21 protein-coding genes are annotated in these 20,720 nt (G+C 71.2%); 14 read left to right on the top strand and 7 right to left on the bottom strand.

The window, feature by feature from the left end:
• On the bottom strand, positions 1-620 hold a 620-nt coding region (locus ABZ896_RS44400; protein WP_360942149.1), incomplete at its 3' end, for a GntR family transcriptional regulator.
• Between the two features lie 158 nt (positions 621-778).
• Between ABZ896_RS44400 and ABZ896_RS44405 the strand changes: the two genes are divergently transcribed.
• Genes ABZ896_RS44405 through ABZ896_RS44440 form a run of 8 tightly spaced genes read left to right on the top strand, consistent with a single transcriptional unit; the run spans position 779 to position 8,591 of the window.
• Positions 779-1,852, top strand: coding sequence for a sugar ABC transporter substrate-binding protein (locus tag ABZ896_RS44405; RefSeq protein WP_360942152.1), 1,074 nt, complete (start codon positions 779-781; stop codon positions 1,850-1,852).
• A complete protein-coding gene (locus tag ABZ896_RS44410; RefSeq protein WP_360942155.1) occupies positions 1,849-3,354 on the top strand; it encodes a sugar ABC transporter ATP-binding protein in 1,506 nt (501 codons plus the stop codon). Before ABZ896_RS44405 ends, ABZ896_RS44410 begins: the two co-directional genes overlap by 4 nt.
• Positions 3,347-4,372 (top strand): ABC transporter permease, encoded by a 1,026-nt coding sequence (locus ABZ896_RS44415; protein WP_360942158.1) that lies wholly within the window; start codon positions 3,347-3,349, stop codon positions 4,370-4,372. Before ABZ896_RS44410 ends, ABZ896_RS44415 begins: the two co-directional genes overlap by 8 nt.
• 32 nt (positions 4,373-4,404) lie before the next feature.
• Positions 4,405-5,754, top strand: coding sequence for an L-fuconate dehydratase (locus tag ABZ896_RS44420; RefSeq protein WP_360942161.1), 1,350 nt, complete (start codon positions 4,405-4,407; stop codon positions 5,752-5,754).
• On the top strand, positions 5,751-6,506 hold the full coding sequence (locus tag ABZ896_RS44425) for an SDR family oxidoreductase (RefSeq protein WP_360942164.1): 756 nt from the start codon (positions 5,751-5,753) through the stop codon (positions 6,504-6,506). Before ABZ896_RS44420 ends, ABZ896_RS44425 begins: the two co-directional genes overlap by 4 nt.
• Complete coding sequence (locus ABZ896_RS44430; protein ID WP_360942167.1) at positions 6,503-7,465, top strand: aldo/keto reductase; 963 nt, start codon at positions 6,503-6,505, stop codon at positions 7,463-7,465. The genes ABZ896_RS44425 and ABZ896_RS44430 overlap by 4 nt, the downstream gene beginning before the upstream one ends.
• A complete protein-coding gene (locus ABZ896_RS44435) occupies positions 7,462-7,776 on the top strand; it encodes an L-rhamnose mutarotase (protein WP_360942170.1) in 315 nt (104 codons plus the stop codon). Before ABZ896_RS44430 ends, ABZ896_RS44435 begins: the two co-directional genes overlap by 4 nt.
• Entirely contained in the window at positions 7,773-8,591 is an 819-nt protein-coding gene (locus tag ABZ896_RS44440) for an amidohydrolase family protein (protein ID WP_360942173.1), read from the top strand. The genes ABZ896_RS44435 and ABZ896_RS44440 overlap by 4 nt, the downstream gene beginning before the upstream one ends.
• Here the strand turns inward: ABZ896_RS44440 and ABZ896_RS44445 are convergent.
• Positions 8,579-10,000 (bottom strand): lipase maturation factor family protein, encoded by a 1,422-nt coding sequence (locus ABZ896_RS44445; protein WP_360942176.1) that lies wholly within the window; start codon positions 9,998-10,000, stop codon positions 8,579-8,581. The two genes, ABZ896_RS44440 and ABZ896_RS44445, sit on opposite strands and share 13 nt — an antisense overlap.
• 133 nt (positions 10,001-10,133) lie before the next feature.
• Between ABZ896_RS44445 and ABZ896_RS44450 the strand changes: the two genes are divergently transcribed.
• Positions 10,134-12,209, top strand: coding sequence for a SpoIIE family protein phosphatase (locus ABZ896_RS44450; RefSeq protein WP_360942179.1), 2,076 nt, complete (start codon positions 10,134-10,136; stop codon positions 12,207-12,209).
• A gap of 48 nt (positions 12,210-12,257) precedes the next feature.
• Positions 12,258-13,121, top strand: a complete 864-nt coding sequence (locus ABZ896_RS44455) for a DNA-formamidopyrimidine glycosylase family protein (RefSeq protein ID WP_360942182.1) — start codon at positions 12,258-12,260, stop codon at positions 13,119-13,121.
• A 23-nt stretch (positions 13,122-13,144) separates the two neighbouring features.
• Here ABZ896_RS44455 and ABZ896_RS44460 read toward each other — a convergent pair whose 3' ends face one another.
• The 3 genes from ABZ896_RS44460 to ABZ896_RS44470 form a co-directional block, all read right to left on the bottom strand.
• Positions 13,145-13,798 (bottom strand): zf-HC2 domain-containing protein, encoded by a 654-nt coding sequence (locus ABZ896_RS44460; RefSeq protein ID WP_360942185.1) that lies wholly within the window; start codon positions 13,796-13,798, stop codon positions 13,145-13,147.
• A 173-nt stretch (positions 13,799-13,971) separates the two neighbouring features.
• Positions 13,972-14,487, bottom strand: a complete 516-nt coding sequence (locus ABZ896_RS44465; RefSeq protein ID WP_360942188.1) for a hypothetical protein — start codon at positions 14,485-14,487, stop codon at positions 13,972-13,974.
• A gap of 136 nt (positions 14,488-14,623) precedes the next feature.
• The gene (locus ABZ896_RS44470) at positions 14,624-15,169 is read right to left on the bottom strand and encodes a sigma-70 family RNA polymerase sigma factor (protein WP_360942191.1); all 546 of its coding nucleotides are present in this window, start codon (positions 15,167-15,169) and stop codon (positions 14,624-14,626) included.
• A gap of 224 nt (positions 15,170-15,393) precedes the next feature.
• Between ABZ896_RS44470 and ABZ896_RS44475 the strand changes: the two genes are divergently transcribed.
• On the top strand, positions 15,394-16,542 hold the full coding sequence (locus ABZ896_RS44475) for a CapA family protein (protein WP_360942194.1): 1,149 nt from the start codon (positions 15,394-15,396) through the stop codon (positions 16,540-16,542).
• Here ABZ896_RS44475 and ABZ896_RS44480 read toward each other — a convergent pair.
• The gene (locus tag ABZ896_RS44480) at positions 16,526-17,029 is read right to left on the bottom strand and encodes a MarR family transcriptional regulator (protein WP_360942210.1); all 504 of its coding nucleotides are present in this window, start codon (positions 17,027-17,029) and stop codon (positions 16,526-16,528) included. The genes ABZ896_RS44475 and ABZ896_RS44480 overlap by 17 nt on opposite strands.
• A 66-nt stretch (positions 17,030-17,095) precedes the next feature.
• On the opposite strand from ABZ896_RS44480, the gene ABZ896_RS44485 reads away from it, so the two are divergent.
• Complete coding sequence (locus ABZ896_RS44485) at positions 17,096-17,929, top strand: alpha/beta hydrolase (RefSeq protein WP_360942197.1); 834 nt, start codon at positions 17,096-17,098, stop codon at positions 17,927-17,929.
• Between the two features lie 103 nt (positions 17,930-18,032).
• Positions 18,033-19,115 carry a 2-oxoglutarate and iron-dependent oxygenase domain-containing protein gene (locus tag ABZ896_RS44490; protein ID WP_360942200.1) on the top strand — a complete coding sequence of 361 codons (1,083 nt, stop codon included), beginning with the start codon at positions 18,033-18,035 and terminating at the stop codon, positions 19,113-19,115.
• Between the two features lie 18 nt (positions 19,116-19,133).
• Here the strand turns inward: ABZ896_RS44490 and ABZ896_RS44495 are convergent, their stop codons facing one another.
• On the bottom strand, positions 19,134-19,595 hold the full coding sequence (locus ABZ896_RS44495; RefSeq protein ID WP_360942203.1) for a universal stress protein: 462 nt from the start codon (positions 19,593-19,595) through the stop codon (positions 19,134-19,136).
• Between the two features lie 299 nt (positions 19,596-19,894).
• Here ABZ896_RS44495 and ABZ896_RS44500 point away from each other — a divergent pair.
• A partial coding sequence (locus ABZ896_RS44500; protein ID WP_360942207.1) for a polysaccharide deacetylase family protein occupies positions 19,895-20,720 on the top strand: 826 nt, incomplete at its 3' end.

Below are 20,720 nucleotides of genomic sequence, written 5' to 3' on the forward strand. Positions count from 1 at the left end.
GCGACGTCCTTGGCGTCGACGCGTGCCGGCAGGTCCTGGCTGGTCGCCTTCGCGTGCTGAACCTCCCGGTAGCCGCGCCAGACACGGGCGCGGAAGGTGCGGGAGGACAGGCCCTCCAGGATCGCCGCCATCGTGTCGTTGCCCGCCGCCGTCGCGATCTCCCGGTGGAAGGCCAGGTCGTGGGCGAGGATCTCCTCGGGGTCGTCCGTGGCGTTCATCGCCGCCAGGTGCTTCTCCACCTCGGCCAGCTGGTCCGGCGTGATCCGGGCCGCCGCCAGCGCGGTCGCCGTCGACTCCAGGATCCGGCGCACTTCGAGCAGCTCCACCAGACGCGGGCCCCGGGACAGGTCCGCGACCACACCGAAGGTCTCCAGCAGGTCGCCGGCTTCCAGCTGGGTGACGTAGATCCCGGAACCGTGCCGCGCTTCCAGCACCCCGAGGACCGTCAGCGCGCGGATCGCCTCCCGCATCGAGCTGCGTGAGATCCCCAGCTGAACCGCCAGATCACGCTCGGTCGGCAGCCGCTGGCCCGGCTCCAGCCGCCCCTCGCCGATCATCGCCTTGATCTGCTCGATGGCGCGCTGGGTCACGGTGCCCTTCTGCGGGGCTGTCTCGTCCACGCGCCGCAGTCTAATCGCCGATGTGGTCGGACCACTATGGCCCGGATCGGGGAAAAACTGCCTCCGAAGGGTGTTCCGACCCCCGAGTGGTCTGATAAGTATGCCGTCAACTGCTCGAACACCCTCATGCTCGATCACGCTCGACGAGGAGCCGAAAGATGCCAGGGAGAACAGTGGGGAAGCGGACCACACTGCGGAGGATCGGCGCGGTGGCCGTGGCCGCCGGCGCTTCGCTCGCGCTCGCCGCGTGCGGCAGCACCAAGGACACCGGTGGCTCGGGCAGCGGGGGAGGCGGCGGGACCGGCAAGGTCGGGGTGATCCTGCCGCTGCTGACCTCGCCGTTCTGGCAGTCGTACAACGACTACGTGCCGAAGATGGCGAAATCGGAAGGGGTGGACGCGTTGAAGACGGTGAACTCCAACAGCGACCCCTCCCAGCAGATCACCGACATCAACAACGAGCTCAACCAGGGCGTCAAGGGCCTGGTCGTCGCCCCGCTGGACAGCGCCGCCATCGAAGCCGGGCTGGACCAGGCAGAGCGCAAGGGCGTGCCGGTCGTCGCGGTGGACGTGGCGCCGGACAAGGGCAAGGTCGCCATGGTCGTACGCGCCAACAACGTCTCGTACGGCGAGAAGGCCTGCCAGTACCTCGGCGAGCACATCACGTCCGGCAAGGTGGTGCAGATCATGGGCGACCTCGCCTCCGTCAACGGCCGCGACCGCTCCGAGGCGTTCCGCGCCTGCGTGAAGAAGAACTTCCCGAAGCTGAAGGTGCTGGAGATCCCCGCCAAGTGGGAGTCCGACACGGCCGCCTCCCAGCTGAGCACCCTCCTGAACGCCAACCCCGACCTCAAGGGCATCTACATGCAGGCCGGCGGCGTCTACCTCGCGCCGACCCTGCAGACCCTCAAGTCCAAGGGAATGCTGAAGACGGCCGGGCAGGCGGGCCACATCACCATCGTCTCCAACGACGGCATCCCGCAGGAGTACGACGCCATCCGCAAGGGCGAGATCGACGCCACCGTCTCCCAGCCCGCCGACCTGTACGCCAAGTACGGCATGTACTACATCAAGGCGGCGATGGCGGGGAAGACCTTCCAGCCCGGCCCGACCGACCACGACTCCACGATCGTCAAGCTGTCCAGCGGCATCCTGGAGGACCAGCTGCCCGCGCCCCTGGTCACCAAGGAGAACGTCGACGACCCGAAGCTGTGGGGCAACACCGTCAAATGAGCACCCCACCGGTCACGCCTCTCGTTGAAGCCCAGGGCGTCGTCAAGCGGTACGGCCCCACCACCGCCCTCGCCGACGGCTGCCTCACCGTCCTGCCCGGCGAGTCGCACGCCCTCGTCGGGCGCAACGGCGCGGGCAAGTCCACCCTGGTGAGCATCCTCACCGGCCTCCAGGCCCCCGACGAGGGCACGGTCCGCTTCGACGGCGAACCCGCGCCCCCGCTCGCCGACCGGGACGCCTGGCGGAGCAAGGTCGCCTGCGTCTATCAACGGCCCACCGTCGTACCCGAGTTGACGGTCGCCGAGAACCTCTTCATCAACCGGCAACCGCTGCACCGCGGGTTCATCAGCTGGAGCAGACTCAAGAGCGAAGCCACCGACCTCCTCGACACCTGGGACGTGCGCGTCGACCCGGACGCGCGCACCGCCGACCTCAAGGTCGAGGACCGCCAAATGGTGGAGATCGCCCGGGCGTTGAGCTTCGGCGCCCGCTTCATCGTCCTCGACGAGCCGACCGCCCAGCTCGACAAGCGGGAGATCGAGCGGCTCTTCGGCCGGATGCGCGCACTCCAGGACTCCGGCGTCACCTTCCTGTTCATCTCGCACCACCTCCAGGAGGTGTACGAGGTCTGCCAGACCGTGACGGTCCTCAGGGACGCCCGCTGGATCACCACGGCGCCCGTGGCCGACATGCCCCGGGCCGCCCTGGTCGAGGCGATGGCCGGCGAGAGCGTCGCCGAACAGCAACAGGCCGTGCGCACACGGGAGGCCGACGCACCCGTCCTCCTCGACGCCCGGGGTCTGACCTCCGACGCCTACCAGGACATCGACCTCACCGTCCGCCGCGGCGAGGTCGTCGGACTCGCCGGCATCAGCGGCAGCGGCAAGATCGAGCTGGCCGAGACGTTCACCGGACTGCACACCCCGACCGGTGGCACGGCCCAACTCGACGGCAGGCCGCTGCCGTTCGGCGACGTGCAGGCCTCACTGAAGGCCGGCGTCGGTTTCGTGCCGCGCGACCGGCACGCCCAGGGACTCGTCTTCGGCATGACCATCGGCGACAACGCGACCCTCAGCGTCCTGGACCGGCTCGGCAGCCGCGGCTTCGTCCGCACCCACCGCAAGCGCGCCTTCGCCACCGACCTCATCGACCGCCTCGACATCCACACCGAGGGCCCCGACCAGCCCGTCTCCGACCTCTCCGGCGGCAACGCACAGAAGGTCGTCATGGCCCGCGCCCTCGCCTCCGACCCCCGACTCCTGGTGCTCATCAACCCCACCGCGGGTGTCGACGTGAAGTCCAAGGAATCCCTCCTCGCCCGCGTCGACACCGCCCGCGACGACGGCACCGCGGTCCTCGTCGTCTCCGACGAACTCGACGACCTGCGCCGCTGCGACCGCGTCCTCGTCCTCTTCCACGGCCGTGTGGTCGCCGAGCACGCGGCGGGCTGGCACGACCACGAGCTGATCGCCTCCATCGAAGGAGTGGACCACGATGGCTGACACCAAGGCTCCGCCGATGAAGCCCCTGAGCGTCCCGGACCCGCGGGCCGCCCGTGCCGTGCTGCTGCGCCGGGCCCGTGAACTCGCCCTGGTGCCCGCCCTGTTGGTGCTCCTGGTGATCGGCACCTTCGTCAACGACTCCTTCCTCACCGAACGCAACCTGATCTCCATCCTGGGCGCCTCGGCCGCGCTCGCCATGGTGGTGCTGGCCGAGTCCCTGATCCTGATCACCGGCAAGATCGACCTGTCGCTGGAGTCGGTGGTCGGCATCGCCCCCGCCGTCGGCGCCCTGCTGGTCCTGCCCTCGGCCCAGTCCGGCTGGGGCACGGGGTGGCCGACCGCGCTCGCCCTCCTCGCGGTCCTCGTCGTCGGCGGAGCCATCGGCGCCTTCAACGGCTTCCTCGTGGTGCGGTTCAAGCTCAACGCCTTCATCGTCACCCTCGCGATGCTCATCGTCCTGCGCGGACTGCTGGTGGGCGCCACCAAGGGCAAGACGCTGTTCGGGATGCCCGACGGGTTCTTCACCCTGGCCACCTCCACCTTCCTGCGCGTCCCGCTCTCGGTGTGGCTGGCCGCCGCCTGTTTCGGCGTCGCCGGGCTGATCCTCAAATACCACCGGGTCGGCCGCGCGCTCTACGCGATCGGCGGCAACGCGGACGCGGCCCGCGCGGCCGGCATCCGCGTCGACCGCGTGGTGCTCGGGGTGTCCGTCGTCGCGGGTGTCCTCGCCGCCGTGGGCGGCATCATGCAGACCGGCTACGTCGGCGCGATCAGCGCCAACCAGGGCAACAACATGATCTTCACGGTGATGGCGGCCGCGGTCATCGGCGGTCTCAGCCTCGACGGCGGCAAGGGCACCATGTTCGGCGCCCTGACCGGCGTACTCCTGCTGGGTGTCGTACAGAACCTCCTCACGCTCGCCCAGGTGCCGTCCTTCTGGATCCAGGCCATCTACGGCGGAATCATCCTGGTCGCCCTCATGATCGCCCGTGTGACGACGGGCCGGGCCCAGGACTGACCCACCCTCCGCACCCGAACGAAAGGCACTCCGTGTCCCCGACCCCCGCCCGCATCACAGCGGTCGACACCTACGACATCCGCTTCCCCACCTCGCGCGAGCTCGACGGCTCCGACGCGATGAACCCGGACCCCGACTACTCGGCGGCCTACGTGGTGCTGCGCACCGACGCGGCCGACGGGCACGAGGGGCACGGATTCACCTTCACCATCGGGCGGGGCAACGAGGTGCAGGTCGCCGCGATCGACGCGCTGCGCGGGCACGTGGTCGGACGCCCCGTCGACGAACTGTGCGCGGATCCGGGGACGTTGAACCGCGACCTGATCGGCGACAGCCAACTGCGCTGGCTCGGCCCCGAGAAGGGCGTGATGCACATGGCGATCGGCGCGGTCGTCAACGCCGTGTGGGACCTGGCTGCCAAGCGCGCCGACAAGCCGCTGTGGCAGCTGCTCGCCGACGGGGACCCCGAATGGCTGGTGCGCCAGATCGACTTCCGGTACCTCACGGACGCGCTGACCCCCGAGGAGGCGCTGGAGATCCTACGGCGGGGGCGGGAGGGCTCCGAGGACCGCAAGGCCCGGCTCCTCCACAGCGGCTACCCCGCCTACACCACCTCCGCCGGCTGGCTCGGCTACGACGACGAGAAGCTCACCCGGCTCGCCGCCGAGGCCGTCGCCGACGGCTTCCGGCAGATCAAGCTGAAGGTCGGCGCGGACCTGGAGGACGACGTACGGCGCTGCCGGGTCGCCCGCCGGGTCGTCGGCCCCGACATCCGCATGGCGATCGACGCCAACCAGCGCTGGGACGTCGACGAGGCGATCCGCTGGACCAAGGCACTCGCCGAGTTCGACCCGTACTGGATCGAGGAGCCCACCAGCCCCGACGACATCCTCGGCCACGCGGCCGTCCGCAGGGCCGTCGCCCCGGTCAAGGTCGCCACCGGCGAGCACGTCCAGAACCGGGTGGTCTTCAAGCAGCTCCTCCAGGCGGGCGCGCTGGACGTGGTCCAGATCGACGCGGCCCGGGTCGGCGGGGTCAACGAGAACCTCGCGATCCTCCTGCTCGCGGCGAAGTTCGGTGTCCCGGTCTGCCCGCACGCCGGTGGCGTCGGCCTGTGCGAACTCGTCCAGCACCTCTCGATGTTCGACTACGTAGCCGTCACCGGGACCACCGAGGACCGGGTCATCGAGTACGTCGACCATCTGCACGACCACTTCCTCGACCCCGTGGTGATCAGGGACGGCCACTACACCGCGCCCACCGCGCCGGGCTTCTCGGCGGCCATGCGGCCGGAGTCCATCGCGCGGTACACGTTCCCGGACGGGGCGTTCTGGGAAGAAGACCTCGCCACCGAATCGCAGAAGAAGGGACAGGCGGCATGACCGACTTCGAGGGCCTCAAAGCCCTGGTGACCGGCGGAGCCTCCGGCATCGGCCGGGCCACCGCCGAACTCCTCGCCGCGCGCGGCGCCCAGGTCGCCGTCCTCGACCTGGACCCCTCGTCCGTCGAGAAGCCGCTGCTCGCCTACCGCGCCGACGTCACCGACGACACCTCCGTCCGCGAGGCCGTGGCCGCCGCCGTCGCCGACCTCGGCGGCCTGGACGTCGTCGTCAACAACGCGGGCATCGGCGCTCAGGGCACCGTGGCGGACAACGACGACGCGGAGTGGCACCGCGTCCTGGACGTCAACGTCGTCGGCATGGTCCGGGTGGCCCGCGCCGCCCTGCCCCATCTGCGCGAGTCCGCGCACGCGGCGATCGTGAACACCTCATCCATCGCGGCCACCGCGGGCCTGCCGCAGCGGGCGCTGTACAGCGCGACCAAGGGCGCGGTGTACTCGCTGACCCTCGCCATGGCCGCCGACCACGTCCGCGAGGGCATCCGGGTGAACTGCGTCAACCCGGGTACGGCGGACACCCCGTGGATCGGCCGCCTGCTGTCCAAGGCCGCCGACCCGGCCGCCGAACGCGCCGCCCTGGAGGCCCGCCAGCCCACCGGCCGCCTGGTCTCGGCGGACGAGGTCGCGGGTGCCATCGCCTACTTGGCGAGCCCGCTCTCCGGCGCCACCACCGGCACCTCCCTCGCCGTCGACGGCGGCATGCAGGGCCTCAGGCTGAGGCCGGTGGGCCAGTGAGCACACTCGGCACCAGCGGGGTCGAGGTCAGCGGGCTCGGCTTCGGCGCCGCCGTCATCGGCAACCTCTTCACCGAGGTCACCGACGAGGAGGCGCACGCGGCCGTGGCCGCCGCCTGGGAGAGCGGCATCCGCTACTTCGACACCGCACCGCACTACGGTCTGGGCCTGTCGGAACAGCGGCTCGGTGCGGCTCTGAGTGCCTATCCACGCTCGGAGTTGACGGTTTCCACGAAGGTGGGCCGCAGACTGGAGCCCGCGGAGGGACCGGGCGACGACCTCGCCAACGGCTTCGCCGTCCCCGCCACCCGGCGCCGCGTCTGGGACTTCAGCGCCGACGGCGTACGACGCACCCTCGAAGCCAGCCTCGAACGGCTCGGCCTCGACCGCGTGGACGTCGTCTACCTCCACGACCCCGACGACCACGCCGAACAGGCCTTCCACGAGGGCTATCCGGCCCTGGAGAAGCTCCGCTCGCAGGGCGTGGTCGGGGCGATCGGCGCCGGCATGAACCAGGCGGAGATGCTCACCCGCTTCGTCCGCGACACCGACGTCGACGTGGTGCTGTGCGCGGGCCGCTACACCCTGCTCGACCAGAGCGCGCTCACCGAACTCCTGCCCGCCGCCGTGGAGCGGGGCGTGTCCGTGGTGATCGGCGGTGCCTTCAACTCCGGTCTGCTGGCGGATCCGAAGCCGGGAGCGACGTACAACTACGCCCAGGCGCCGGGTGACTTGCTGGACCGGGCTCTGCGGATGCGGGAGATCGCCGAGCGGCACGGCATCGGTCTGCGGGCCGCCGCCCTCGCCTACTGCGCGGCCCACCCCGCCGTCGCGAGCGTGCTGGTGGGCGCCCGTTCGGCGGCCGAAGTCCGGGACGCGGCTGACCAGTTCGCGACCCCGGTGCCCGACGCCTTCTGGCAGGAGCTGCGGGAGACGGGACTGCTGGAGGACCGCACATGAGAATCGCCCTGCACACCAAGGTCCGCGCCGACCGGATCGCCGAGTACGAGGCCGCCCATCGCGAGGTCCCCGTCGAACTCACCGACGCGATCCGCGCGGCGGGCGCGAGTTCCTGGACGATCTGGCGCAGCGGTACCGACCTCTTCCATCTCCTGGAGTGCGAGGACTACGGCCGTCTCCTCGCCGAACTGGAGAAGCTCCCGGTCAACGTCGTCTGGCAGGCCCGTATGGCCGAACTCCTCGACGTCGTCCACGACTACTCCGACGAGGGCGCGGACGCCGGCCTGCCCGTCGTGTGGGAGCTGCCGTGACGGTCGTGGACGCACACCACCACGTGTGGGACCTGTCCGTCCGCGACCAGGACTGGATCGCCGAAGACAGCCCCCTGCGGCGGGACTTCACGGTGGCCGACCTCGCGCCCGAGGCCGTCGCGGCCGGGGTCGACCGCACGGTCCTCGTCCAGACGATCACCGTCCCCGAGGAGACCCCGGAGTTCCTGCGCCTCGCCGCCGACCACGCCCTGATCGCGGGCGTGGTCGGCTGGACCGACCTCACCCGCCCGGACATCGGGGACGAACTGTCCCGCCTGCGCGAACTCCCCGGCGGCCGGTATTTGAAGGGCATCCGCCACCAGGTCCAGGGCGAGCCGGACCCGGAGTGGCTGCTGCGCCCGGACGTCCACCGCGGCCTGACGGCGGTGGCCGAGGCGGGCCTGGTCTACGACCTGGTGGTGCTGCCCCACCAGCTCCCGGCCTGCGCGAAGGCGGCCGCCGCCCACCCGGAACTCACCTTCGTCCTGGACCACTTGGGCAAGCCCCCCATCGCCTCCGGCACCCTGGAACCCTGGACGACCGACCTCCACACCCTCGCCGCCCTCCCCAACACGGTCTGCAAACTCTCCGGCCTGGTGACGGAGGCGGACCTCACCTCCTGGACCATCGACGACCTGCGCCCGTACGCCGACGCAGCCCTGCACGCCTTCGGCCCCAACCGCCTGCTGTACGGCTCGGACTGGCCGGTCTGCACACTCGCCGCGTCCTACGCCGAAGTCCTGGAAACGGCGCGCCGGTTGATCGACGAACCCGACGTCTTCGAAACCACCGCCGTCCGTGTCTACGGCCTCTGAGCCGCCCCCTCCAACCGCGTGGGCGGCAGGAACTCCCGTACGTACGTCCGCTTCCAGCACGCCCCCGTCTCCCGCAACTCGGGCCATGTCGTGTACCGGTAGCGGAACAGCCGGGCGCGGACGTAGCGCGGGGGCGCGTCCGCGGGGAACGGCGAGCGGCGCAGGAGCTTCAGGGTGGTGGGGTCGTTCTCCAAGAGGCGTTCGACGAAGGTTCCGAACCAGGGGCCCGCGTAGGCCGGGGAGAGCGCGGCGAACCACATCAGCCAGTCCAGGCGCAGGTGGTAGGGGGCGAACTGGCGTGGCCAGCGGCGGGGATCGCCCGGTTTGCCCTTGAACTCGTACTCCCGCCAGTCGGAGTCCTCCCGCGGCGGATCGTCCGCCGTGCCCTCGACCACCACCTCGTGACGGAGCCGGTTGACGGTGCCGAAGGCGCCGTAGGTGTTGACGAGGTGGAGCGGGTCGAAGGAGCGGTTCATGATCTGGCGGCGGGAGAGCAGGTTGCGGACCGGGTGGTAGCTCAGTCCCAGCAGCAGCGCGGCGACCAGCAGGACCACGAGCTCGTACCAGAGCGGGGGAGCGGACAACGTCGGTGCGTCGGACGGCAGTTGCAGTGCTGGTAGCGCCAGCACGATCGTGATCCAGTTCAGCCAGGCGAAGTTGCCCGACAGGACCAGCCACAGCTGGGTCGCGATCATCAGGGACGCGGCGACCGTGGCGACGGGCTGCGGGGTGAACAGGAGGACGGGGAAGGCCAGTTGGGTGACGTGGTTCGCGGCCGTCTCCACCCGGTGCAGCGGGCGCGGCAGTCGGTGGAAGAACCAGCTCAGCGGGCCCGGCATCGGCTGCGTCTCGTGGTGGAAGTCCAGACAGGTCAGCTCGCGCCAGCAGGCGTCGCCCCGCATCTTGATCAGCCCCGCGCCGAACTCGACCCGGAACAGCACCCAGCGCAGCAGGAACAGCACGAGGACCGGCGGGGCCACCTCGTCGTTGCCGAGGAAGACCGCGAGGAAGCCGACCTCCAGGAGCAGCGACTCCCAGCCGAAGCCGTACCAGGTCTGGCCGACGTTCACGATCGACAGGTACAGCGCCCACGGCACCAGCCACAGCAGCATCGCGCCCCACAAGGGCAGCCAGGAGTCCAGCCCCGCCACGAGTGCCAGCGCCACCGCGCAGCCCGTCCACGCGCCGAGCGCGAAGAGCCGGTCCGAGTAGCGCAGCTGGAAGAGGCTGGGGGCTCGCCGGAACGGCACCCGTGCCACGAACCGCGGCACCGGCAGCATCCCGCGTTCACCGATCAGCGCCCGGAACTGCAGGGCCGCGGTCAGGAACGCGACGAAGTACAGCCCGGCCAGCCCGCGCTGGAAGAGCAGCCGGGCGAGCCAGTAGTCGGGCGCTGTGAACCAGTCCACGGTGGTGTGCTCCTGCCGCCATTGTCCCGCCGGAGATCGCGGTGACTCTCCGTGTACCTTCACCGGGCCTGCGTAAGCAAAATATTGCGCCGCCCCAGTCGAATATTCGGACAAATGCTGGCAAGGTGGCCCCATGGTTGATCGGGGAGCGAGCGCCCTGTCACTCCCGGACGACTGGCCCGCCCACCCGGATCCGATCCTGGCGCTCAACCGCATGGGCAGCTTCGACTGGGACCTGGACACCGGTCTGTTCCACATGGACGCCCAGGCCCACGAGGTCTTCGACCTGCGCCCCGACGAATACGACGGCAACCCGAACAGCCTGGCGATCCGGGTCCCGCGGGCCGAGGGGCACCGCCTGGACGCCCTGGTCTCCCAGGCCATCAAGGACGGCAGCGAGAACTACGGCACCTACTTCCGGCTGCGCTGCCGCGACGGCAGCCTGCGCTGGACCCACACCCAGGGCTACATCCGCCGCGACGAGACGGGCCGCCCGCGCCGGATCATCGGCATCGTCCGGGAGGCCACGCAGGAGATCGGCGAGATCGTGGGCCGCCGCGAGCAGGCCGCCCAGGACGAGGCCCGGCGCCGCCAGACCAACGTCGTGCAGGCCACCACCGCCGCGCTGGCCCACGCCCGTACCGTCCAGGACGTCATCGACGTCCTCAAGGACACCGACGGCATCACCCATCTGGGCGCCACGAGTCTCGTCATGGGCCTGGTCGAGGCGGGCCGCATCCGCCTGATCGCGGAGGGCCCCGCGGGCAGCTTCGTGCCCGGCACCGACATCACCCGGATCGACGAGCCGTACCCGATGAGCGAGGCCGTCCGCACCCTCAGCCCGCGCTTCATCGAGTCCCCGGCGGAGTTCGCCGACCGCTACCCTGTCCTGTGGCCGCACATCACCGACCTGAACATCACCTCGGCCGCTTACCTCCCGCTGATCGCCGAGGCCCGCCCCATCGGCGCGATGGGCCTGCTCTACAGCGACCGGTACGGCTTCACCCCCGAGGACCGCAACGTCCTCGTCGCGCTCGGCAGCAGCATCGCGCAGAGCCTCCAGCGGGCCATGCTCTACGAGCAGGAGAAGGACCTCGCCACCGGCCTCCAGCAGGCCATGCTGCCCCGCACCATCCCCAGCGTCCCGGGCGCCGACGTGGCCGTCCGCTACCGCTCGGCCTCCTTCGGACGGGACATCGGCGGCGACTGGTACGACCTGATCCCGCTGCCCGGCGGCCGCGTCGGCGCCGTCATCGGCGACGTCCAGGGCCACGACACGCATGCCGCCGCCGTCATGGGCCAGCTCCGGATCGTGCTGCGCGCCTACGCCGCCGAGGGGCACACCCCGGCCACCGTGATGGCCCGCGCCTCGGTCTTCCTCCACGAACTCGACACCGACCGCTTCGCGACCTGTCTGTACGCGGAGGCCGACCTGACCACCGGAGTCGTCCAGGTGGTCCGGGCGGGCCACATCGACCCCCTGCTGCGGCGCTCCGACGGCGGCTGCCGCCGGGCGCGCGTGGACGGCGGGCTGCCGCTCGGCCTGTCCGCGGAGTTCGGCAGCCTCGAATACCCCGTCTCCACGGTCGAGCTGGACCCCGGCGACACGCTGCTGCTGTGCACCGACGGCCTGGTCGAACAGCCCGGCGCCGACCTCGACGACGGCGTCCAGACGCTCACCAGCCTCGTCGCCACCGGTCCGCCGGACGTGTGGGAACTCGCCGACCGGCTCATCGACGTGGCCGAGGAGCGCGGCGGCGACGACGACGTGGCCCTGCTCCTGCTGCGCCGCCGTGGTGCGGACGCCCCGCAGTCCGGCGGCCGCCTCCGGCAGCACGTGGCCCCCGGCGACCCCGAGGCCCTCATCGAGGCCCGGCACATGATCGGCGCCGCGGTCCGCGCCTGGGGCGCGCGGGAGCGCTCCGACGAGATCGAACTGGTCGCCGACGAGCTGATCACCAACGCCCTCATGCACACCGAGGGCTCCGCGATCGTCACCCTGCGCGTCCTCACCGGCGACAACCGGCGCCTGCGCGTCGAGGTCGAGGACTCCTCCAGCGCCCTCCCGCGCCGCCGCGAGGCCGGGGAGTCGGGGGTCTCCGGACGGGGCCTGCTCCTGGTCGACCTGCTCTCCGAGCGGTGGGGCGTGGAGGCACGCGGCGGCGGCAAGTGCGTGTGGTGCGAGTTCGTCGTCCCGGGCCGCGAGTGAGGACAGAGACGCCGGGCCGCGCGTGACCGCTGGTGGCACTCTGGACGTATGCCGGAACTCCCCGAGGTCGAAGCGCTCAAGGACTTCCTCACCGAGAACCTCGTCGGCCACGAGATCGTGCGCGTGCTGCCGGTGGCGATCAGCGTCCTGAAGACGTACGACCCGCCGCTCACCGCCCTCGAAGGCCGCGAGGTCACCGCCGTGCACCGGCACGGCAAGTTCCTCGACCTGGAGACGGACGGCGGCCCCCGCTTCGTCACCCACCTGGCCCGCGCGGGCTGGCTGCACTGGAAGGACCGGCTGCCCAGCGGCATGCCCCGCCCCGGCAAGGGTCCCCTCGCCCTGCGCGTGGCCCTGGAGACCGGTGAGGGCTTCGACCTGACCGAGGCCGGCACCCAGAAGCGCCTCGCCGTGTACGTCGTCCACGACCCGCAGGAGGTTCCGGGCGTGGCCCGCCTCGGCCCCGATCCCCTCGCGGACGACTTCGACGAGACGCGTTTCGCGGCTCTCCTGGCGAACGAACGCCGTCAGTTGAAAGGCGCTCTGCGGGATCAGAGCCTCATCGCCGGGGTCGGCAACGCCTACAGCGACGAGATCCTCCACGCGGCGAAGATGTCCCCGTTCAAACTGGCCGCCTCCCTCACCCCCGAGGAGACCGCCCGCCTCTACGCGGCTCTGCGGACCACGCTGAGCGAAGCAGTCGAACGCTCACGAGGTGTGGCGGCCGGCCGTCTCAAGGCGGAGAAGAAGACCGGCCTGCGCATCCACGGCCACACCGGCGACCCCTGCCCGGTCTGCGGCGACACCGTCCGCGAGGTCTCCTTCAGCGACTCCTCGCTCCAGTACTGCCCCACCTGCCAGACCGGAGGCAAGCCGCTCGCCGACCGCAGACTGTCCCGACTGCTGAAGTGACCTGAACTCACTTCGCGCCGGAGTCAGCTGGGGTCGAGCGTCACCAGGTGCTCGCCGCTCGCCGTGCGGACCTCGTAGTGGTCGATCTGGTCGGCGTGGAAGGTGGAACCGCCCTGCATGGTGCTCTCGGCGGTGGCGTGGCTCGGGACGTTCCAGCCGGTCACCGTCTCCTCCGTACCGTCGAGGGAGACCGCGACCAGGTGACACGCGCGGGGCCCGGCGCCGTCCTTGATCTTGAGCTGCACCTGGCTGCCCCAGTCCTCGTCCTCGGTCGTGACCTGGGCCCAGACACCCGACGTGGCGTCGGTCGCCTCGACGCTGGCACTCCGGGCCGAGTCACCGCTCGCCAGGAGCGCGACCGCCGGCCCGCCCACCGCGAGGACCACCGAGGCGGCCACGGCGTACAACAGCCGCCTGCGGCGCGCCCGGTGCTGGGCGGCGACCTGGCCGAGCAGCTTGTTCAGCAGCTGCGGTCCCGGCTGCGCCATGGGGTGCACGACCCGGGGGGTCGCCCGCCGGTACAGCATCATCTGGCGGGTCACGGGCCCGAACTCCGTCACGTGTGCCGCACAGCGCGGGCACTCCATGAGGTGGTCCTCGAAGCGGAAGGCCTCCGCCTCGTCCAGCACGCCGAGCGCGTACGCGCCGACGTCGCGATGCCTCTCCAGGGACCTCATGCGGAAACCTCGTGCCGTTGGGTGCGGGTGGGGTTACTCCTTGCTCCCACCGGTACGCACCAGGCCGCCGAATCACTCAAGACCCATACCGAATCGAGACCTAGGGATTCGGAGCGGCCGGGCCCGCGGATTGGTCCACGACGCGAGGAATCCAAAAAAGATGGATGACGCAGCTAGAACAGGTGGATGGCGAGGTGCCCGAGCGGCAGCCCGAGCTGCCAGGCGGGCGTCCACACCTTCGGGCCCTCGTCCTCACCGATCACCGGACCACCGCCGGGCACCGCGTCGAGATCGGGCGCGAGCAGCTCGGTCTCCTCCAGCCAACGCCAGGCCGCCGCCGCGAGTTCGAGGTCCGGCGCGGCCTCGCCGGAGGCGACCGCCTCGGCGGTGAGAGCCGCCATGCGCTCGCACACCCAGTCCTGCCACGGCTGGTCGTACGCCGTCAGCGACAGCCAGTTCTCCAGCTGGGAGACGACCTGGATCCCCGAGAGCTCGCCCTCGGTGTCGGCGAGGAAGACGGTCAGCGCCAGCGCGTCGCGCCCGGCGCGGAACTCGAAGGACGTCGGCGGCATGAGATCGCCCGAGCGCAGCAGCTCGTCCGCGATGTACTCGGCGTACAACCAGGCCATGGGGACGACCAGTTCGCCGCCACCCATGCCGTCCGTGCCCTTGTGACCTCTGTGCAGCATCCCTTCCTGCCTTCCTCCGGTGCGTGCGCGTCGCCCGTCGCCGGGCCCCCAGTCCGGAACACGGATGAAGACAGACGATTACTCAACCGGGGTCCTCAGCAAGGCACTTTACGGAGGTTTGACTCTTCCATTGGTTTCACCGCAGGTCGGCCGCATACCCGGGGAGCACCCGGCGCAGGGCGCGCAGCGCGTAGTACGCGCGGGACTTCACGGTACCGGGTGGGATTCCGAGGATTTCGGCGGCTTCCGCCACACTCGCACCCTGGAAGTACACGAGCACCAGGACTTCACGGTGCTCCGGAGTGAGTGTCTTCACAGCCTCGCGCACATCGAGGGTCGCGGCGGCCCGCTCGGCGTGGTCGGCACAGACCCGCGCGTTCTCCAGGATCGCGTCCCCGACCTCCGGCGGCCGCGCCTGCCGGGCCCGCCGCGCGTCGATCGCGAGCCGTCGTCCGACGGTCAGCAGCCACGGCCGTACGGAGTCGAAGTCGTCCGCACGCAACGCCTCGGGATGCTGCCAGGCGCGTACGAAGGTCTCCTGGACGAGGTCCTCGGCACGCTGCCGGTCACCGTCACTGAGCCGGAGCAGGAGCGTGAAGAGAGGCCGGCCGTGCTCCCGCTGCAGTGCGGCGAGCTCGTGCTCGGCGGTCGTCCCGTTCGTGAGGGTGGTTCCGGCCGTCATGGCCGTATGCCACCGCAGGGAGCCGCCCGGTAACAGGCCGCGCACAAGGATCTGCGGCGGACGGTCGATCGCGTCGACGAACGGTTCGACGAACGGTCCCCTCCGCTCCTGGCGGACGCTCCGGACGGACGCTCGGACGGGTCAAGTAGGCGTCCGGGCCGTTTGCGGACACGGACAAGCTCATACCTATTCGTCTGTAAATATGACCACAGTGGGGTGAGCTGATGATTGCACGCAAACGGCAGGTCGCTCTGGCCCTCACGGCGCTGCTCGCCGGAGGGGCCGCCTGCCAGGCACACGACACACAGACCCCGGGACGCCCCGCGCCGTCCGCCGCCGCCCCGCGCGGCTTCACGCTCGTCGCCTCGGGGGACGTCCTGCCGCACACCTCGATCATCGACCGGGCCCGGTTCGACGCCGGAGGGAACGGCTACGACTTCCGCCCGATGCTCGCCGGGATCGAACCGGTCGTCTCCCGCGCCGATCTGGCGCTGTGTCACATGGAGACCGTGTACGGCGCGAACGGCGACTACACCGGCTACCCGACCTTCAAGTCCCCGCCGGAGATCGCCCGGGCGCTCGCCGCCACCGGCTACGACGGCTGTTCCACCGCCTCCAACCACAGCCTCGACGACGGCGCCGACGGCATCCGCCGTACCCTCGACGCCCTCGACGGCGCGGGCGTACGCCATGCGGGAACGGCCCGTTCCGAGGCCGAGGCGCGCACGGTCACCGTCCTGTGGGCGGGCCGGGCGAAGGTCGCCCACCTCTCCTACACCTACGACACCAACGGTTTCCCCCTGCCTCAGGGGCAGCCGTGGGCCGTCGACCTGATCGACGAGAACCGGATCCTCGCGGACGCCCGGGCGGCCCGGACAGCGGGCGCCGATGTGGTCGTCGTATCGCTGCACTGGGGCACGGAGTGGCAGGACGCGCCCGACGGGCAGCAGGTGGCCCTCGCCCGCGACCTCACCGCCGCCCGCACCGGCGGCCGTCCCGACGTCGACCTGATCCTCGGCACCCACGCCCATGTCCCGCAGGCGTACGAGAAGGTCAACGGCACCTGGGTGATCTACGGCATGGGCGACCAGATCGCCGGCGAGATGTTCAACCACGAGGGCGCGCAGGACCCGCGCGGCAACCAGTCCACCCTCGGCCGCTTCACCTTCGCCCCGCCCGCGCGGCCGGGGGAGCGCTGGCGGGTCACCAAGGCGGAGTTCGTGCCGCAGATGTTCGACGTCGACGCGGGGCGGGTGGTGAACCTCAACCGGGCGATCGCGCAGGGCGCCGACCTGAACGGCGTGCGCGACCGGATCCGGGAGGTGGTGCTGAGCCGGGGCGCCGCGAAGGACGGGCTCAGGATGGGGGAGTAGGCCGCTCCATCTCGACGTGGTCGAACGTCCGCAGCATCTCCTTCAACACCCGCGCGCACGCCCGCAGTTCGGCATCCGTCAGCTCTCCCCCGCCGACCTGCCGGTTCAGGGCGTGCTCCCGCGCGAGGATCGTCGTGATGACACTCTCGCCCTCCGGCGTGATCCGGATCAGCGAGGACCGCTGGTGCGCCGGGTTGGGGGTGGCCTCGGCCCAGCCGCGCTCCATCGCGTCGTTGGTCATGCGCTGCACGAACTGCCGGGTCAGCGCCATGACCCGGGCCATCTGAGGAACCGTCATGGCCCCGTACCGGTGCAGCAGCACCAGGACCGAGCGCACCCCGACGGACACCCCCTCGATCTCCTGGCTCTGTTCGAGCTTGCGCAGTCCGCGCCGGTAGAGCGCGCCGATCAGGTCGAACACCTCGCTGACCCGGTGGCCGAGTTCCTCGGGCGGCAAGGGCAACGGCAACGGCTGCGACTCGTCCATGTCGTTCACCCGGCCATCATGACACCTGGGTTGCCAAAGTCGAGTGAAGATGACACCTTGGTTGTCATGACAGCTGCTTCGGAACTGAGCTTCTTCGCATCTGCCGACGGGGATCTCGCCTACCGCGACACCGGCCAGGGGGACCTCGTCGTCCTCCTGCACTCCGGCTACGTCGACCACCGCCTCTTCGAGGCCCAGATACCGGCGCTCGCCGCCGACCACCGGGTCGTCGCCGTGGACGTCCGCGGCCACGGCTGGTCCGCCAACGCGACCGCGCCCTTCCGCTGGGCCGACGACCTCGCGGGCCTCCTGCGCCATCTCGACGCGGGCCCCGCCGTCCTGGTCGGCGTCTCGATGGGCGGGGCCATCGCGGGCGACGCCGCGATCGAACACCCGGAACTGGTCCGGGCGATCGTCCTGAGCGGGGCCTCGGTCAGCGACTTCCGGTACACCCACGAGTGGACCCGTCAGGTCGTCGCGGAGTCCGCGCGGACGCTGCACTCCGGTGACGTCGAGGGCTGGCTGAAGGTGTTCCTCGGCTCCGTCGCGGGACCGTTCCGCACGGCCGACGAGGTCGACCCGGCCGTCCTGGACCACTTGCGCGACATGGCCCTGCACACCATCGCCAAGCACACACCGGGGGAGCCGGACTGGCACGTCCCCCTCACCGACACCTGGGCCCGCGTGCCGAAGATCGATGTACCCGTGCTCACGATCAACGGCGCGCTCGACTCCCCGGACCTGATCGACGACGCGGAGCGGTTCGCCCGCACCGTCCCCGACGGCCGCGCGGTCCTGGTGGACGGCACCTCGCACTTCCCGAACCTGGAGAAGCCAGAGGAGTTCAACGCCGTCCTGACGGAGTTCCTGGGGTCGCTGCCCAGGCCGGTCCGCGGCTGACGGGTGGGCACCGGGTGCCGGTGTGGACTGAATGGCTGTTCAGGAAGGCGAGACCGGAGTAGTTTGCCGCGCAACCACAGCGCAGGGTCTCGGAGCAGCCGAAATGACCAGTGACGCACACAGCCTGACCACCCTTCAGACCTTCGACCTGCCCGCCGGGACCGGGGACACGGACGCCGGGTCCGCAGACCTGGACGCCGACCGCGCCCTCGGCCGGGCCCTCGTCGCGGCCTGGCAGACGGACGGCATCTTCCAGATCCGGGCCACCCGGGCCCAACAACACGCCACCGAAAGGGCCCTGGCGGCCTCCCGGGACTTCTGCCGCAGACCCCTCGCGGAGAAGGCCGCGCACGTCTCCGACCTCACCTACAGCGGCTATGTGGCCTCCGGCGAGGAGGAGACGGCCGGCGAACGGGACGGCTCGGAGATCTTCACGGTCTGTCCCGACATCCCCGCCGACGACCCGCGGGTCGTGGAGCGGTGGCCCTGCCAGGGCCCGGCCCCCTGGCCCTCACCCGACTACGCCCGCGCCATGAAGGAGTACATGGCGGTCGTCGGCGGCATCGGCCACCGTCTGCTCCGGCTCACCGCCCTCGGCCTCGGCCTCGCCGACCCGGACCGCTTCACCCGGCTCACCGAGGACGGCTGGCACCACATGCGCGTCCTGCGCTTCCCGCCGGCCGACGCCACCTCCGAACGCGGCATCGGCGCCCACACCGACTACGGCCTGCTCGTCATCGCCGCCCAGGACGACGTCGGGGGCCTCTTCATCCGCCCGCCCGTGCCCGGCGAGGAACGCGGCCGCAACTGGCTCCCCGGCGAGTCCATGGCCGGCCGCTACGAGCACGAGGAGCCCTGGACCTACGTCACCCCCGTGCCCGGCGTCCTCACGGTCTTCCCCGGCGACATCATGCAGTTCATGACCGGCGGCGCCCTGCTGTCGACCCCGCACAAGGTCCGCCTGGCCGACCGCGAGCGCTACACCCTCGCCTACTTCCACGAACCGGCCTTCAACGCCGTGGCCCGGCCGCTCGATGCCCCGGACTCCGCCGAGTACATCCACTACGGCAGCCACTTCACCCGGATGTTCATGCGCTGCTACCCCCAGCGCGTGACCACGGCCCGCATCGAGGCGGAGGACCGACTGAAGGTCCTGGACCGGCTGCGCGAGGAGGCTCTCGCCTGAGCCCCTTGGACCGGTGCGTTAGGGCACCACCGTCACCGGCCACCGACCCGCCTTGACCAGCCGTACCGCGACCGATCCGACGATCCGGTGGCCCGCCTGCTCCGAGGCGCCGACGACGACCGCGTCGGCCTTGAGGTCGTCGGCCGCCTTCACCAGCCCGCCGTAGGGGTCGCCGCGGAAGGTGTGGAACTCCCAGCGCACGTCGTATATCCCCTTCATGCGCTCGGTCGCCTCCCGGATCTCCGCGATCAGACCCTCGGCGATCGCGTCCGTGGTCTCGGCGACCGGCGCCCCGAGGGCCGCGCCCGCCGCCATCACCGGCTGGACGTACACCACGGCGAGCAGTGCGTGCTGCCGCCGGGCCAGCCCGCCGGCGTACGACGCCGCACGCCACGAGGAGTCGGAGCCGTCCACACCGACGACGATCACCTTGGGCCCGTCCGTGCCCCGCTCGAACTGGTGCGCATGCTGTTCCGTCACGGCTGCGAGGCTATCGGAAACGGCAGGTCCGGCGGCCGTGCGGGGCGCGCCCGGCGACCGGCGGGGCACAAGCCGGCCGGAAGTGGGCACCCGGGGGCCGGACCGCCGCGGCCGGTTCCCTCCCGGGACGGCCGCGGTGCGGGCACCCGGCCTCGCCGGAGGGGACGGGACCGGGTGCCCACGGCAGGGCCGTTGACGGCCCGTCGTGAGCCGAACGGGTTGGGCCGCCCGGGTGTTTTCGTGCCGCCGCACCGGTGTTGCTGAGGTGCGTCGGCCGTCCGGCAGGCGACTGATGAGTCATGACGAAGGATCAGTTCCTCACACGGCTGTCGTCGACGGCAGGGTTCCTCACCCGACGCCGCGCACTGCTCGCCGGTGCCGCCGCGCTCGGGGCGGCCGGTGCCGGCGCCGGTGTGTACACGGCGGTCACGGGCGGCGAGCCGGCCCGGCCGCCGCTGCCCGCCGCCGGCCCCCCGGCCCACCGCGCGCTCAAGCCCTCCGCCTACCGGCTTCAGCCCCTGACCGGATACGGCCCGCCGCGCGCCGTCCGCGCCCGCACCGCCGTACGCCACGAGCCCCTGCTGCGGGTCGACGGGCGCGGCAGGACCATGGTGCTGACCTTCGACGACGGCCCCGACCCCCGCTACACCCCGCACATCCTCGACACCCTCGCCGAGTACGACGTACGCGCGATGTTCTTCGTGTGCGGGGAGATGGCCGTCGACAACCAGGACCTGCTGGAGCGGATGGCCGACGAGGGACACGTCGTCGGCAACCACACCTGGTCCCACCCGTTGCTCACCCGGCTCAGCCGCTCCCGGATCCGCTCCGAGATGGAACGTACCTGCGACGTCATCGAGGACGGCTACGGCGAACGCCCCCAGTGGTTTCGCGCCCCCTACGGCGCCTGGAACCGCGCCGCCTTCCAACTCGGCGCCGAACTCGGCATGGAGCCCCTCGCCTGGAGCGTCGACACCCTCGACTGGACCACCCCCGGCGCCCGCACCATCGCCGGCCGGGTCGAGAAAGGCGCCGCCACCGCGCCGCTGCCGACGCCCGACGACGACTGGCGCGCGTGGTTCCTGGAGAACACGCGCGGCTTCCGGCGGACCCTGCTGCTGCGCC

This window comes from Streptomyces sp. NPDC047072, from assembly GCF_040643855.1.
In the GTDB taxonomy this organism is placed as follows: Bacteria; Actinomycetota; Actinomycetes; order Streptomycetales; family Streptomycetaceae; genus Streptomyces.